This window comes from Bacillus sp. V59.32b (assembly GCF_003429085.1).
In the GTDB taxonomy this organism is placed as follows: domain Bacteria; phylum Bacillota; class Bacilli; order Bacillales; family DSM-1321; genus Peribacillus.
This window is the reverse complement of record NZ_QVTC01000085.1, coordinates 1-13,815: the sequence shown is the minus strand read 5'-3', so window position 1 is coordinate 13,815 and position 13,815 is coordinate 1. Positions and strand designations below refer to the sequence as shown.

The 13,815-nt window shown below is 42.0% G+C and carries 14 protein-coding genes, 1 tRNA gene, 1 other RNA gene and 1 other annotated feature; of the genes, 13 read left to right on the top strand and 3 right to left on the bottom strand.

Annotation, left to right across the window (positions count from 1 at the left end):
* Positions 1-73: 73 nt before the first annotated feature.
* Positions 74-1,033, bottom strand: coding sequence for a YaaC family protein (locus D0463_RS16990; protein WP_117308564.1), 960 nt, complete (start codon positions 1,031-1,033; stop codon positions 74-76).
* A 115-nt stretch (positions 1,034-1,148) separates the two neighbouring features.
* Here D0463_RS16990 and guaB point away from each other — a divergent pair, with 115 nt between their 5' ends.
* From guaB to D0463_RS16960, 6 genes are all read left to right on the top strand, one after another.
* Complete coding sequence (gene guaB, locus D0463_RS16985) at positions 1,149-2,612, top strand: IMP dehydrogenase (protein WP_117308562.1); 1,464 nt, start codon at positions 1,149-1,151, stop codon at positions 2,610-2,612.
* A 180-nt stretch (positions 2,613-2,792) separates the two neighbouring features.
* A complete protein-coding gene (locus D0463_RS16980; protein WP_254052841.1) occupies positions 2,793-4,115 on the top strand; it encodes a serine hydrolase in 1,323 nt (440 codons plus the stop codon).
* A gap of 157 nt (positions 4,116-4,272) precedes the next feature.
* On the top strand, positions 4,273-5,154 hold the full coding sequence (pdxS, locus tag D0463_RS16975; RefSeq protein WP_117308561.1) for a pyridoxal 5'-phosphate synthase lyase subunit PdxS: 882 nt from the start codon (positions 4,273-4,275) through the stop codon (positions 5,152-5,154).
* Between the two features lie 2 nt (positions 5,155-5,156).
* A complete protein-coding gene (pdxT, locus tag D0463_RS16970; protein WP_117308560.1) occupies positions 5,157-5,747 on the top strand; it encodes a pyridoxal 5'-phosphate synthase glutaminase subunit PdxT in 591 nt (196 codons plus the stop codon).
* A gap of 54 nt (positions 5,748-5,801) precedes the next feature.
* Positions 5,802-6,021: a binding site (T-box leader), on the top strand.
* A 69-nt stretch (positions 6,022-6,090) separates the two neighbouring features.
* Positions 6,091-7,368 carry a serine--tRNA ligase gene (serS, locus tag D0463_RS16965; RefSeq protein WP_117308559.1) on the top strand — a complete coding sequence of 426 codons (1,278 nt, stop codon included), beginning with the start codon at positions 6,091-6,093 and terminating at the stop codon, positions 7,366-7,368.
* Positions 7,369-7,492: 124 nt separating this feature from the next.
* A tRNA-Ser gene (locus D0463_RS16960) sits at positions 7,493-7,585 on the top strand.
* Between the two features lie 135 nt (positions 7,586-7,720).
* Here D0463_RS16960 and D0463_RS16955 read toward each other — a convergent pair.
* On the bottom strand, positions 7,721-8,392 hold the full coding sequence (locus D0463_RS16955) for a deoxynucleoside kinase (protein WP_117308558.1): 672 nt from the start codon (positions 8,390-8,392) through the stop codon (positions 7,721-7,723).
* The gene (locus D0463_RS16950; RefSeq protein WP_117308557.1) at positions 8,370-9,029 is read right to left on the bottom strand and encodes a deoxynucleoside kinase; all 660 of its coding nucleotides are present in this window, start codon (positions 9,027-9,029) and stop codon (positions 8,370-8,372) included. The genes D0463_RS16955 and D0463_RS16950 overlap by 23 nt, the downstream gene beginning before the upstream one ends.
* Positions 9,030-9,363: 334 nt before the next feature.
* Between D0463_RS16950 and tadA the strand changes: the two genes are divergently transcribed.
* The 7 genes from tadA to D0463_RS16915 all read left to right on the top strand — a co-directional run bounded on the left by tadA (position 9,364) and on the right by D0463_RS16915 (position 13,592).
* On the top strand, positions 9,364-9,885 hold the full coding sequence (tadA, locus tag D0463_RS16945; RefSeq protein WP_117308556.1) for a tRNA adenosine(34) deaminase TadA: 522 nt from the start codon (positions 9,364-9,366) through the stop codon (positions 9,883-9,885).
* Between the two features lie 78 nt (positions 9,886-9,963).
* Positions 9,964-10,228: signal recognition particle sRNA large type (ffs, locus tag D0463_RS16940), an RNA gene on the top strand.
* 125 nt (positions 10,229-10,353) lie between these two features.
* Complete coding sequence (dnaX, locus tag D0463_RS16935; RefSeq protein ID WP_117308555.1) at positions 10,354-12,042, top strand: DNA polymerase III subunit gamma/tau; 1,689 nt, start codon at positions 10,354-10,356, stop codon at positions 12,040-12,042.
* Positions 12,043-12,062: 20 nt separating this feature from the next.
* Positions 12,063-12,380, top strand: coding sequence for a YbaB/EbfC family nucleoid-associated protein (locus D0463_RS16930; protein WP_216824912.1), 318 nt, complete (start codon positions 12,063-12,065; stop codon positions 12,378-12,380).
* Between the two features lie 18 nt (positions 12,381-12,398).
* Entirely contained in the window at positions 12,399-12,995 is a 597-nt protein-coding gene (gene recR, locus D0463_RS16925) for a recombination mediator RecR (protein ID WP_117308553.1), read from the top strand.
* Between the two features lie 30 nt (positions 12,996-13,025).
* Positions 13,026-13,244, top strand: a complete 219-nt coding sequence (locus D0463_RS16920) for a YaaL family protein (protein WP_117308552.1) — start codon at positions 13,026-13,028, stop codon at positions 13,242-13,244.
* Positions 13,245-13,328: 84 nt separating this feature from the next.
* On the top strand, positions 13,329-13,592 hold the full coding sequence (locus tag D0463_RS16915; RefSeq protein ID WP_117308551.1) for a pro-sigmaK processing inhibitor BofA family protein: 264 nt from the start codon (positions 13,329-13,331) through the stop codon (positions 13,590-13,592).
* Positions 13,593-13,815 lie beyond the last annotated feature (223 nt).

Here is a 13,815-nt window from a genome sequence, read left to right as displayed (position 1 = left end):
CAGTTCGTCCGCGGAAAGCGAGTAGATTCCATGACCATTTGAAAATCAACAATGGAATTTAACAGAGCCAATTTTAAAAAAAACGGTCTTTCGTTAACCATTCGTAAACCAGATTTGGCCCTTTTCGCAGGGTTACATTTAAAAACTGTGCAATCAACGGGTAATCATCATTGGCCATTGTTTTAAGCAGCTCGGACCACCATTCTGTTTCATATCGGGCAATCATGCTTAAGTTATAAAGTAGAAGATAATGTACCAGCAGTTCAGGGAAACCATAGCAGCTGGAATCTTTATTCGTCGACATTACATATTTTTTCTCAAAAAGATGATAGTGGATTGGTGAATGGAGGTTCTGTGACCATGCTTGTTCGGGATATAAATGTAAGTTGGAGCCTTGTTCTTCAACAGACAATTTAGTCTTTGTTTTTATTTCAAGAAAATCTTTGAAACGATGACTGGTCATATGAAATGTATTCAGAATAGAGGCTGGAACTGAGAAGCCTTCTTTATAAGGTGTAAGAGGTTTAAAACTACTTTTCGAATGAAATAATTCGAAAGCTGACTCTAATTCAGGCAGTTCTTTCAGCAATTCCCCCATTGAATATTTTTCTCCGTCCAAATGCTTCAAATCAAACATTTGCTCAGCCATATATGTAAATAAGCCATTTTTTTGAATTTTGACTTCGTCGTGTATAAATTCGTACTGCTGTTTTTTTCGCTTTCGGGTGGTGACGCCATGGGCAAGTACGGATGTTGATTCCGGGTAGTTCGGATCGATTGTTAACAGGCAGGCTTTAAGAAGCTGAACGAAACCATAAAAAGATAAGATGGGCTGGATGGATAAAGGAGCTACAACTGCCTGGCTATAATAGGTTTGTGCATGTTCTATGTAATATAAAAAAGGATAGCAATTCTCGAAGCTCTTCATTTCCTTATCGGGCAGGTTTCGTTCAGCATAACACTTCTTCAAATACGCTTGGGTAGAGGAAGCGGAAAAAAAATATATAAATGAATGCCAAATATCATTATGCATTTCCAAAATGAAACCTCCAAATTAATAGAAAAATCAAACATCTTTCATCTTTCTTGACAGTAGTTTGTCCAATTGATAACCTACTAAGTAATATTTTGAGCAGGAGGGGAAAAAGATGTGGGAAAATAAGTTTGCAAAAGAAGGATTAACCTTTGATGATGTGTTGTTAATGCCAGGTAAATCCGAGGTGCTTCCAAAGGATGCGAATCTGCAAGTTACATTGGCCGAAAATCTTAGGCTTAATATACCGATCATTAGTGCTGGAATGGATACGGTAACGGAAGCAGAGATGGCAATCTCCATGGCACGCCAGGGAGGCCTGGGCATCATCCATAAAAATATGTCCATTGAACAGCAGGCAGATATGGTGGACAAAGTGAAACGCTCCGAGAGCGGTGTTATTACCGATCCCTTTTTTCTGACTCCCATACATCAGGTTTTCGATGCTGAACATTTAATGGGAAAATATCGCATTTCCGGTGTACCGATTGTTAATGACGAAGACGAACAAAAACTAGTCGGCATTATCACCAATCGGGATTTGCGATTTATCCAGGACTTCTCCATGAAAATATCCGATGTCATGACAAAGGAAAATCTCGTCACTGCTCCGGTCGGTACGAATTTAGAGCAAGCTGAAAAGATTCTTCAGCAATACAAAATCGAAAAACTCCCTCTTGTAGATGAGAACGGTGTATTAAAAGGACTTATCACGATTAAAGATATTGAAAAAGTCATCGAGTTTCCAAACTCGGCTAAGGACAAGCAAGGAAGATTGCTTGCTGGTGCTGCAGTGGGTGTTACGAAAGATACGATGAAACGTGTGGAAATGCTCGTAAAAGCACATACAGATGCAATCGTCGTGGATACAGCACATGGACATTCAAAAGGAGTGCTGGACACGGTTAAGCAGATTAGGGAAGCTTATCCAAAGCTTGCGATTATCGCCGGGAATGTAGCTACAGCTGAAGCGACGAAGGATTTAATTGAAGCGGGTGCCGATGTTGTTAAGGTCGGGATTGGACCTGGCTCAATTTGTACCACGCGTGTGGTGGCCGGTGTTGGTGTACCACAAATCACCGCTGTGTTTGATTGTGCGACAGAGGCACGTAAGCACGGGAAAACGATCATCGCCGATGGGGGTATTAAATATTCAGGAGATATTGTCAAGGCGTTGGCATCAGGTGGACATGCTGTTATGTTAGGCAGTATGCTGGCTGGTGTTTCGGAAAGTCCCGGCGAAACGGAAATATTCCAAGGAAGACGTTTTAAAGTATACCGGGGCATGGGCTCTGTTGCCGCGATGGAAAAAGGGTCGAAGGATCGTTACTTCCAGGAAGAAAATAAGAAATTTGTTCCAGAAGGCATTGAAGGAAGGCTGCCTTATAAAGGGCCGCTCTCGGATACGATCTATCAGTTAGTCGGAGGGATTCGGTCCGGCATGGGCTATTGCGGTGCGAAAGATTTGCATGCACTGAGGGAAGACACCCAATTTGTACGAATGACCGGGGCAGGCTTAAGAGAAAGCCATCCGCATGATGTGCAAATTACAAAGGAATCTCCTAATTACTCGATGTAAATATCCATTTATTTTCTATTTTGGCAATAATAATTTTTCATAAAAAACAGGCAGAGAGTTCCTTTTCTCTGTCTATTTTTTTTAATATGTTTGTGATAAACTAAACTAGGTGTTTATGCCAATTAACGAAGAAAGTTCTTCGAGAATATATAAGCTAAGGAAAGTTGGAGGTTTTTGAAAGTGAAAAGATTCAGCAAGATTACACTGATTTTTACAATGTTATTTGCCCTGATGGCAACTCAATTTAATCCCGTCAGTGCAAAGGCAGAGGAAGATACGCTTGGATTAAAGGCAGAAGCGGCCATCATTGTTGATGCCAAGTCTGGAAGAATCCTTTATGAGAAAAACGCGGATAAAGTATTGGGTATTGCATCCATGTCAAAAATGATGGTTGAATACATGGTATTGGAAGCAGTTGAAGAAGGAAAGATCAGCTGGGATCAGAAGGCGACCATAAGCAATTATGTACATAACCTTTCTAAAGCTCCTAATCTTTCAAATGTTGGTCTTACCGAGGGTGAAGAGTACACAGCAAAAGAATTATACGAAGCAATGGCCGTCCATTCCGGTAATGCAGCTACGGTTGCATTGGCAGAGATGCTGGGCGGAAGTGAGAAAAACTTTGTCAAAATGATGAATGAAAAGGCAAAGGAATTAGGCTTGAAGGATTATAAGTTTGTAAATACGAGCGGATTAAATAATAAAGACCTCCTTGGGAATCACCCGGCAGGTGCTCCGAATGAAGAAAATGTCATGACTGCCCGCGACATGGCAACCCTAGCTTTTCATATCCTTACTGACTATCCTGAAGTTCTGGAAACAGCAAAAATGCCAAGGCTTAAATTCCGTGATGGAAAAGAATATGCTAATTTCAACTGGATGCTTCCGGGCTTGATTTTTGAGTATAAGGGAGTAGACGGGTTAAAAACCGGTTCCACTGATTTTGCCGGTTATGCACATACCGGTACGGTTAAGAGAGATGGTCAGCGTTATATCACAGTGGTTATGAAATCCACTTCTAAAGATGAACGTTTTAATGATACTAGGAAGCTCATGAACTATGCATTTCAAAGTTTTGGCAAAGAAAAAGTCCTAGCTGCAAACTATGAGGTTAAGGATCAAAAAACTGTTCCTGTCATAAAGGGCAAAGAGGACTCTGTTAAAATTCACACAAAGGATCCTATTGAACTAGTAATTGAAAATGGCGAAAAAGAGAATTATAAACCTGTATTAGTGTTAGATAAGGATAAATTGAATAAAGACGGTGAGTTGACCGCTCCTGTAAAAAAAGGAGAGAAAGTCGGTTATATCAGCGTTGAAAATAAAGAAGGCAAGGATTACGGCTTTATCACTAGCGAGGGCGGCAAAGCGAACCGAATCGAAGTAGTTGCTGCTGAAGATGTTGAAAAGTCGAATTGGTTTGTGCTTTCCATGAGAGCGATCGGCGGTTTCTTTGGAGATGTATGGAACGGTGCCTCATCAACAGTTAAAGGCTGGTTCTAACATTTAATAAATCCTAAGGAATGAATTATTAGCCGTTATGAATGCTCCTGTCTTGACAGGAGTTTTTTTTTAGAGATAATTGCATATAATAGGTGTTTAAATCCTATACAAACAGTTGGAATAAATTAGGTGGCCAATTTTTCTGGGAGGTAGAAGAATGAATACAGGTACAGACAGAGTTAAGCGCGGAATGGCTGAAATGCAAAAAGGCGGCGTCATTATGGACGTTGTGAATGCTGAACAGGCCAAAATTGCCGAGGAAGCCGGAGCAGTTGCCGTTATGGCACTGGAACGCGTTCCTTCTGACATCCGTGCAGCGGGCGGAGTGGCAAGAATGGCTGATATTTCAATCATGGAGGAGGTCATGGGAGCTGTTTCAATTCCGGTAATGGCAAAAGCAAGAATCGGTCATATCGTGGAAGCACGCATCCTTGAGTCCCTTGGCGTAGATTATATTGATGAAAGTGAAGTTCTGACGCCTGCAGATGAAGAATTTCATTTAAATAAAAAGATATACACCGTTCCTTTTGTATGTGGCTGCCGTGATTTAGGTGAAGCTGCACGCCGCATAGGTGAAGGTGCATCGATGCTAAGAACGAAAGGTGAACCGGGTACAGGCAATATTGTCGAGGCTGTTCGCCATATGCGACAAGTAAATTCCCAGGTCCGTAAAGTCATATCTATGAATGAAGATGAATTAATGACGGAAGCTAAATTGCTTGGCGCCCCTTACGAAATCTTACTTCAAATCAAAGAAAACGGCGGTTTGCCTGTCGTGAATTTTGCTGCCGGCGGAGTCGCGACTCCTGCTGACGCTGCCTTAATGATGGAGCTTGGAGCGGACGGTGTATTTGTAGGTTCTGGTATCTTTAAATCAGAGAATCCGGCAAAAGTGGCGAAAGCGATTGTTGAAGCTACAACCCATTATCAGGATTACGAACTAATTGCGAATCTTTCTAAAGGACTTGGCGAAGCTATGAAGGGCCTTGAAATTTCTTCGCTGGCTCCAAGTCAAAGAATGCAGGAGCGCGGCTGGTAATCATGGTTAAGATTGGCGTTTTAGGATTACAGGGAGCTGTCAGGGAGCATGTCCGGTCGATTGAGGTTTCAGGCGCTGCTGCAGTTATTATTAAAAAAGCAGAGCAACTGGGGGATATTGACGGATTGATTATCCCGGGCGGTGAAAGTACGACAATGAGAAAACTGATCGATCAGTATGGTTTCATGGAACCGTTACGGAGATTTACCGATGATGGAAAGCCGATATTCGGTACATGTGCCGGGTTAATCATTTTGGCGAAACATATTAAAGGCTATGAAGAGCCTCATCTAGGAGTATTGGATGTTACCGTCGAACGAAATTCTTTTGGACGTCAGGTAGATAGCTTTGAGGCGGAGCTTGAGATAAGCGGAATGGAATCACCATTTACCGGAGTATTTATCAGGGCTCCACATATCATTGAAGCCGGAGAGCAAGTGGAGATCCTGGCTGAATATAATGGACGCATTGTCGCGGCACGTCAAGGCCAGTTTTTAGGTTGTTCATTTCATCCTGAATTAACGGATGACCACCGCTTAACGCAAATATTTATTGAAATGGTTCAGGCCCATCTTCAGGCTAAAGCTGTATAAAATGGTTGCATATTGTTAAAAACTATAGTACATTATGGAAAATCATTTCATTATTATAAAACCATGACAGGAATCAGTAACAGGCATGCTTTCTTTAGAGAGCCGGTGGAAGGTGCGAACCGGTGGCTGCGGCTTGTGAATCCATCCTCGAGTAAAGTATGGAACACCTACCGGGTTAGTAATTACTTTCGGCATAAGCCGTTATCTTTATGAGTGGAAGGCAGATTTATGCTTTCAACTAGGGTGGCAACGCGGGTTAACTCTCGTCCCTTTTAGGGGGACGGGAGTTTTTTGCGTTGTCAGGATCATGGTGTAATGGATACGAAAATAGGAGGAATAACGCATGCTGGATTTGAAATATTTACGCAGTAATTTTGAAGAGGTTAAACGTCTTCTGCAACATCGCGGGGAAGATCTGACTGATTTTGGGAAGTTTGAAGAACTGGACGTGAAACGCCGCTCTTTACTTGTTGAAACAGAACAACTTAAGAGCCGCCGAAATGAAGTATCGCAGCAGGTAGCTGCCCTGAAGCGTAAAAAACAAGATGCTGACCATTTAATCATCGAGATGCGTGAGGTCGGTGACAAGATCAAAGTTCTTGACGAAGAACTTCGTGAAGTGGAAGCCGTATTGGAAAATCTTCTATTGTCCATTCCAAATATCCCTCATGAAAGTGTTCCAGTCGGTGAGACGGAAGATGATAATGTGGAAATCCGTAAGTGGGGTGAGGTTCCACAATTTGATTTTGAAGCAAAGCCTCACTGGGATGTTGCTGATGTGCTTGGCATTCTGGATTTTGAACGGGCTTCAAAGGTCACGGGAAGCCGGTTTGTATTTTATAAAGGGTTAGGTGCTCGCTTAGAGCGTGCGTTAATCAGTTTTATGCTTGATCTGCATGTAGAAGAGCATGGCTATGAAGAAATGCTGCCGCCTTATATCGTGAACCGTGCAAGCATGACAGGTACAGGCCAGCTGCCTAAGTTCGAAGAAGACGCGTTCCGAATCGAAAGTGAAGATTATTTCTTAATTCCGACGGCGGAGGTTCCGGTCACGAACTACCATAGGGAGGAAATCCTGTCTGGTGCCGACTTGCCGATCAGCTATGCTGCCTATAGTGCGTCTTTCCGCTCTGAGGCAGGATCAGCTGGAAGAGATACACGCGGACTAATCCGCCAGCATCAGTTTAATAAAGTCGAGCTTGTGAAATTCGTGAAACCGGAGAATTCTTATGAAGCCCTTGAAGAGTTGACAGGACATGCCGAAAAGGTGCTTCAGCTTCTGAACCTTCCTTATCGAGTATTAAGCATGTGTACAGCGGATCTAGGCTTTACGGCTGCTAAAAAATACGACATCGAAGTTTGGATGCCAAGCTACGGGACGTACCGTGAAATTTCTTCTTGCAGTAATTTTGAATCATTTCAGGCCAGACGCGCAAATATTCGTTTTCGCCGTGATCCAAAAGCTAAACCAGAGCATGTCCATACGTTGAATGGGTCTGGTTTAGCGATTGGCCGTACGGTATCTGCCATTTTGGAAAATTACCAGCAGGCGGATGGCAGCATAATTATTCCGGATGTGCTTAGGCCGTATATGCGCGGCGTTGGAGTTATTAAACCTTAAGTCCGAGTAAGGGAAAGCGTTACTGCTTTCCCTTCTTATATTTCTGTAAAAATTTTTCTAAGAAAGAATTTTTGGCATCTTGACAATGCGTTTCCCTCCATGGTATCTTATTAAATGTTGAAACGGAGGTATACCCAAGTCCGGCTGAAGGGATCGGTCTTGAAAACCGACAGGGGTGTCAAAGCCCGCGGGGGTTCGAATCCCTCTACCTCCTCCATATTATCTGGAATAACCACGCGCATAAGAGATCGTATGAATCATAAACGTCTGTTACAGTCATGTAGCAGACGTTTTTATTTCTAATATAGTTTTGTCAACAAAAAAATCACCGAAGCATTTCGGTGATTTTTCTTTATATTTTTCGAAGTTTCTTCGTTTCATCCATAAATGAGGATATGCGCTCGATAATCGGTTCGATTGATCCTTCACTTTGTACAAGATCGTAGTCATTGATGTTTAAACGCAAAACGGGGCATGCGTTAAAGTGGTTGATCCAATCTTCATAGCGCTGATGCATTTCCTTCCAGTATTCCACCGGGGTTTGCTGCTCCATCGGGCGTCCGCGCTCCTTAATCCTATCAAGGATATCTTCAATTGACCCTTCCAGATATATGAGAAGGTCAGGATGCGGGAAGTATGGCGTCATGACCATCGCTTCAAAAAGACTTGTATAGGTTTCGTAATCGACTTTATTCATCGTACCTTTTTCATAATGCATTTTTGCAAATATACCTGTATCTTCATAAATCGAACGATCTTGGATAAAACCGCCGCCGTATTCAAAGATACGTTTTTGATCTTTAAAACGTTCTGCCAAAAAGTATATTTGGAGGTGGAAGCTCCAGCGTTCAAAATCGTCATAGAATTTATCAAGATAAGGATTTGTATCGACCTTTTCAAATGAAGTACGGAACTTCAATGCACTTGCAAGCGCGTTTGTCATCGTTGATTTGCCGACTCCTACCGTTCCGGCTATTGTGATGACGGTGTTATTGGGAATGTCATATTTTTTTCGTAGGTTCATTCTTATATACTCCTTTTTGCAGCTCGTTCTCTATTTGGGATAGGATGGCAGTTAAATCTTGTTTATTCTCCACAAAATCCAGCAAGTCCCCGTTGAAACGTAAGACAGGTATATCTGGATGCTGTTCCTCAAAAGTCTGCATAAAGGTTCCGTAGTCAATTGATAATTGTTCCAGATAGAGCGGGCTAATATTCTTTTCAAACTCTCGGCCTCTTTTGCCAATCCGGTTCAATAATGTATCTAGGCTGGCATTTAAATAGATGACCATGTTCGGCTTGGGCATATCATGTGTTAAGATGTTAAAAATTTCAAGGTATTTATCATATTGCCGATCCTTTAATGTCCTTTGTGCAAAAATTATATTCTTGAAAATATGATAATCTGCCACGACGGCTTTATTATTAGAAAGAATCTGTGTTTCAATATCTTCTAATTGTTTGTAGCGGTTGCAGAGGAAAAACATTTCTGTTTGAAAGCTCCACTCATCAATGTTCTCATAAAATTTACCGAGAAATGGGTTTTCATCTACAATTTCCTTTAATAATGCGAATTGGAAATGTTCAGAGATTGCTTTTGCTAATGATGTTTTTCCCACACCAATCGGACCTTCTACGGTAATAAATGGTGTGTTCTTCATGAATTTCTTCCTCCTTCAAACGGCACTGATCACTGTAACAGTAAATTTGGCTTATTAGTCCAAAAGTTATTGTATCACAGACCGATAGATTAGGCAGGACAATCTTATGAGTAAGTAAAAGATTTTTTATGAAAAAATAAGCCAAAAATAGTATGATCAACATAATTCTGTAACTGAGCCAAAAATTCTTAACCCTTCATTCCTAAATATAATGAAGGGTTACATGAGTTGCGGGATTATACATAATCCTATAATATACATGATTAGATTAAGGATTTCATTTTCTTAATATATGACCATTCACCTTTATTTATTTTTTTAAGGGGTTGCGCTTATGAGAGATGATAGGTTTTATATGCGATTGGCGCTAGAAGAGGCAAGAAAAGCAGAGGATATAAACGAAGTTCCAATCGGTGCCGTGATAGAGATGAATGGAGAAATCGTCTCGAGCGCTCATAATCTCAGGGAAACAGCTCAGAATGCCATCTGTCATGCGGAACTGCTGGCCATTAAAAAGGCCTGTGAAGAGCAAGGCACTTGGAGGCTTGAGGGTGCGACTTTGTATGTCACGCTTGAACCATGTCCGATGTGTGCCGGGGCTATCATCCAATCCCGTATTAAGAGGGTAGTTTTCGGGGCGCATGATCCGAAAGCAGGATGTGCCGGCACATTTATGAACCTGTTACAGGATGAACGTTTTAACCATCAAAGCGAGGTTACCAGCGGCATTTTGGCACAGGATTGCGGAGCGATTCTAACTGACTTTTTCAAAGGGTTGCGAGAACGAAAGAAAGCTGATAAAACTAAAAAAAACCGAGTACGGTTGGGTGAAGATGCAGGAATTGACAGGGAATAAGGATTGCTTTTTTCGCTAAAACTTAGTATACTTAATTATGCGTCGATAAGGCGCTATATGAATATGGTAGCAAATTTGCCGTGCTAGGCGGGGAGGTAGCGGTGCCCTGTACTCGCAATCCGCTCCAGCGAGGCTGAATTCCTTTTCGAGGTTAGCATCCTGTAGGGTCTGCCTTAAGTAAGTGGCGTTGACGTCCGGGTCCTGCGCAATGAGAATCCATGAACCATGTCAGGTCCGGAAGGAAGCAGCATTAAGTGGAAGCTCTCATGTGCCGCAGGGTTGCCTGGACTGAGCTAACTGCTTAAGTAACGCCTATGGGTGCTAATCGACAGAAGGTGCACGGCAGTTATTACATAGTAAATAACTCATCCGATAGGGTGAGTTTTTTTGCCATTATAAAGAAATATCCAATACAGAAAAAATTTACGGTATAATAGTATGCGAATAGAAAATTAAGGGGGCGTTTTCGTGGGATATCAAGCACTATATCGGGTATGGAGGCCGCAGCAGTTTCTTGATGTCGTCGGCCAGGAGCATGTAACCAAAACCTTGCAGAATGCCCTAATGCAGCAGAAGGTTTCCCACGCCTACTTATTTTCTGGTCCGCGCGGTACAGGGAAAACGAGTGCGGCAAAAATTCTGGCGAAGGCCGTGAACTGTGAGAAATCGCCTATAAGCGAGCCCTGCAATGAATGTGCCGCCTGCACGGGAATTACCGATGGTTCCATTCCTGATGTAATTGAAATTGACGCAGCATCAAATAACGGAGTGGAAGAAATTCGTGATATCCGCGATAAAGTAAAATACGCGCCAAATGCAGTTAAATTCAAAGTATATATTGTAGATGAAGTGCACATGCTTTCACAAGGAGCATTTAATGCATTGTTAAAGACGTTGGAGGAACCTCCAAAACATGTCATTTTCATTTTAGCTACTACCGAACCTCATAAGATCCCATTGACCATTATCTCCCGCTGTCAGCGATTTGATTTTAAACGGATCGGACCGCAGGACATTGTCGGCCGAATGACACAAATTGCTTCGGAAACGGGGGTAGCATTCAATGAACAGGCTATGCATATCATTGCCAGAGCGGCTGAGGGCGGTATGCGTGATGCTTTAAGTCTGCTTGATCAGGCTATCTCCTTTAGCGAAGATGAAGTGACGGTTGAAGACGCTTTGACAGTTACGGGATCTGTTTCACAAGCATTTTTGAGCCGACTGGCCAAAGCCATATACGAGAAAGATGTCACGAATGCCCTGCTGACATTAGAAGAATTATTGGCTATGGGGAAGGATCCCGCGCGATTTATTGAGGATATGATCTTTTTTTATAGAGACATGCTGTTGTATCAGACGGCACCTAGTATGGCCGATTCATTTGAACGGGTCTTGATCGACCCAGAGTTCAAAGAACTGGCAGAAGTGGTTCCGACAGATTATATTTATAGTATTATCGAGAATTTCAATAAAACACAGCAGGAAATGAAATGGACGAACACACCTAGAATCTTTCTTGAAGTAGCGTTGGTTAAGCTCTGTCATCTGGAACAGTCTTCAAGTATATCCGATGGCCAAATAGAAAGTATGAAGCAAAAAATTGCTGAGCTGGAAAGACTGCTCCAAGAGATCAAAGAAAAAGGTGTTACTGTAAATTCGGAAGAAAAAACAGCAGCACAGCCAAAAGCCCAACGCATGTCGAAGAAGAGTTATAAAGCTCCTACAGGAAAAATCAATCAAGTCCTCAGGCAAGCGACCAAGCAAGATTTGCACACAATCAAAGGCCGTTGGGGAGAAGTGATTGAGCAGCTTGGGCAGCAAAATTTAAAATCTTTGGCTGCTTTATTAAATGGAGCGGAGCCGGTAGCTGCTTCTACCGCGGCATTTGTGTTAAAATTCAAATATGATATTCATTGCCAGATGGCGATGGAAAACGCCAAGTTTATTGAGGCCATGGCAACGATTATGCAGCGTATAACCGGCCATCGTCTCGAAATGGTAGGAGTGCCGGAAAATCAATGGCAGCAAACAAGGGAAGAGTTTCTTGCCACTCAAAGTACCGATGCATCTGATGAAGGGGTACAGCAGGAAGAAGATCCTTTTATAGCGGAGGCTCGTAAACTAGTTGGCGATGAATTATTGGAAATTAAAGAATAAAGGGAGGCAGTAATATGGGAATGCGTGGCGGAAACATGCAAAATATGATGAAGCAAATGCAGAAAATGCAAAAGAAAATGGCCGAGGCTCAGGAAGAGCTTGGCGAAAAGAAAATCGAAGGTACTGCTGGCGGTGGAATGGTGACAGTTGTTGTGACCGGCCATAAAGAAATTATAGAAGTTAATATCAAACCAGAGGTTGTAGATCCCGATGATATTGAAATGCTTCAGGATCTCGTATTAGCGGCGACCAATGACGCGTTGAAAAAAGCGGATGAAATGACTAATCAAACGATGGGGCAATTCACTAAAGGGTTAAACCTTCCTGGAATGTTCTAAGTCTCGGAGGAAATGAATATGCATTATCCTGAACCAATATCCAAGCTTATTGACAGCTTTATGAAATTGCCGGGGATTGGCCCTAAGACGGCTGCCAGGCTTGCTTTTTTTGTATTGGGTATGAAAGAAGATACGGTTTTGGATTTTGCAAAGGCACTTGTGAATGCTAAGCGGAATCTGACGTATTGTACGGTATGCGGCCATATCACGGATCAGGATCCTTGTTACATCTGTGAGGACCAGAAACGGGATCGCAGTATAATTTGCGTTGTACAGGAACCCAAAGATGTCATCGCCATGGAAAAAATGAGAGAGTTTAACGGTTTGTATCATGTTCTTCATGGAAGCATCTCTCCAATGGATGGAATAGGCCCGGAGGATATCAACATTCCGGATTTGCTGAAACGTTTGCAAGATGAAACTGTTCAAGAAGTCATTTTGGCAACGAACCCGAATATTGAAGGGGAAGCAACAGCCATGTATATTTCCCGCCTATTAAAACCGTCGGGAATCAAAATTACGAGAATTGCCCACGGATTGCCCGTCGGTGGTGACCTTGAATACGCGGATGAAGTAACTTTATCCAAAGCTATTGAAGGCAGAAGAGAAATCTAATGATAACAGCAAATGGGAGGGCTTATTTATATGTTTTTTCGTCGAAAAGGCCGGCTTCGAAATGAATATGACGAAAAGCTAATGCAGCAATTGGAACAGAAGAAGAGAAACTGGTTCAGTCAACAATCATTGCTGGAAAAAAGCCTTGATCCATCTGATGAAGCAATCGTACGGACTAAAATAGCAGAAGTGAAATATTTTTACCTGTTCAAAGAAGCAAAAAAGAGAAAAATTAGTGTAAAAAGATAATCAAAACCTTTCGATCACATGGTTCTTAATTTGTGCTTCCTTTCATAAATTGAAGTACAAGCTCTTGTGCAGGGAGGTATTATTTTGGAGCCTATAATAGTTGTCGCCGTCATCGCAGGATTGATCCTGATGTTGCTTTTAGTAGGTGCACCATTAAAACCAATTCGCTTTATCGGGCAGGGTCTCATAAAGATTGTGATCGGAGCTGTATTTTTGTTTTTTTTAAACGCGTTAGGAAATCAATTCGGCGTGCATGTGCCGATCAATTTAGTAACAGCGTCTGTATCCGGTTTTCTTGGGATACCAGGGGTTGCTGCACTAGCGGCAATAGATTACTGGGTAGTTTAATAAAGCGTGGACTCGAGCTCATTCGCTCGAGTTTTATTTATTGTTATACTAATTAAGAAGCGGAATCTTCCTCAAAACGAAATCACATATTTTTTTTGTAAAAAAGTATGTATAAGTTATTGACATCAAGGGTTTCGAGGTGTTATAGTATTAAAGTCGCTTCCGAGAGAAACGACAAAGTAATTGCTCTTTGAAAACTGAACAAAACAAAGCGCCAACGTTA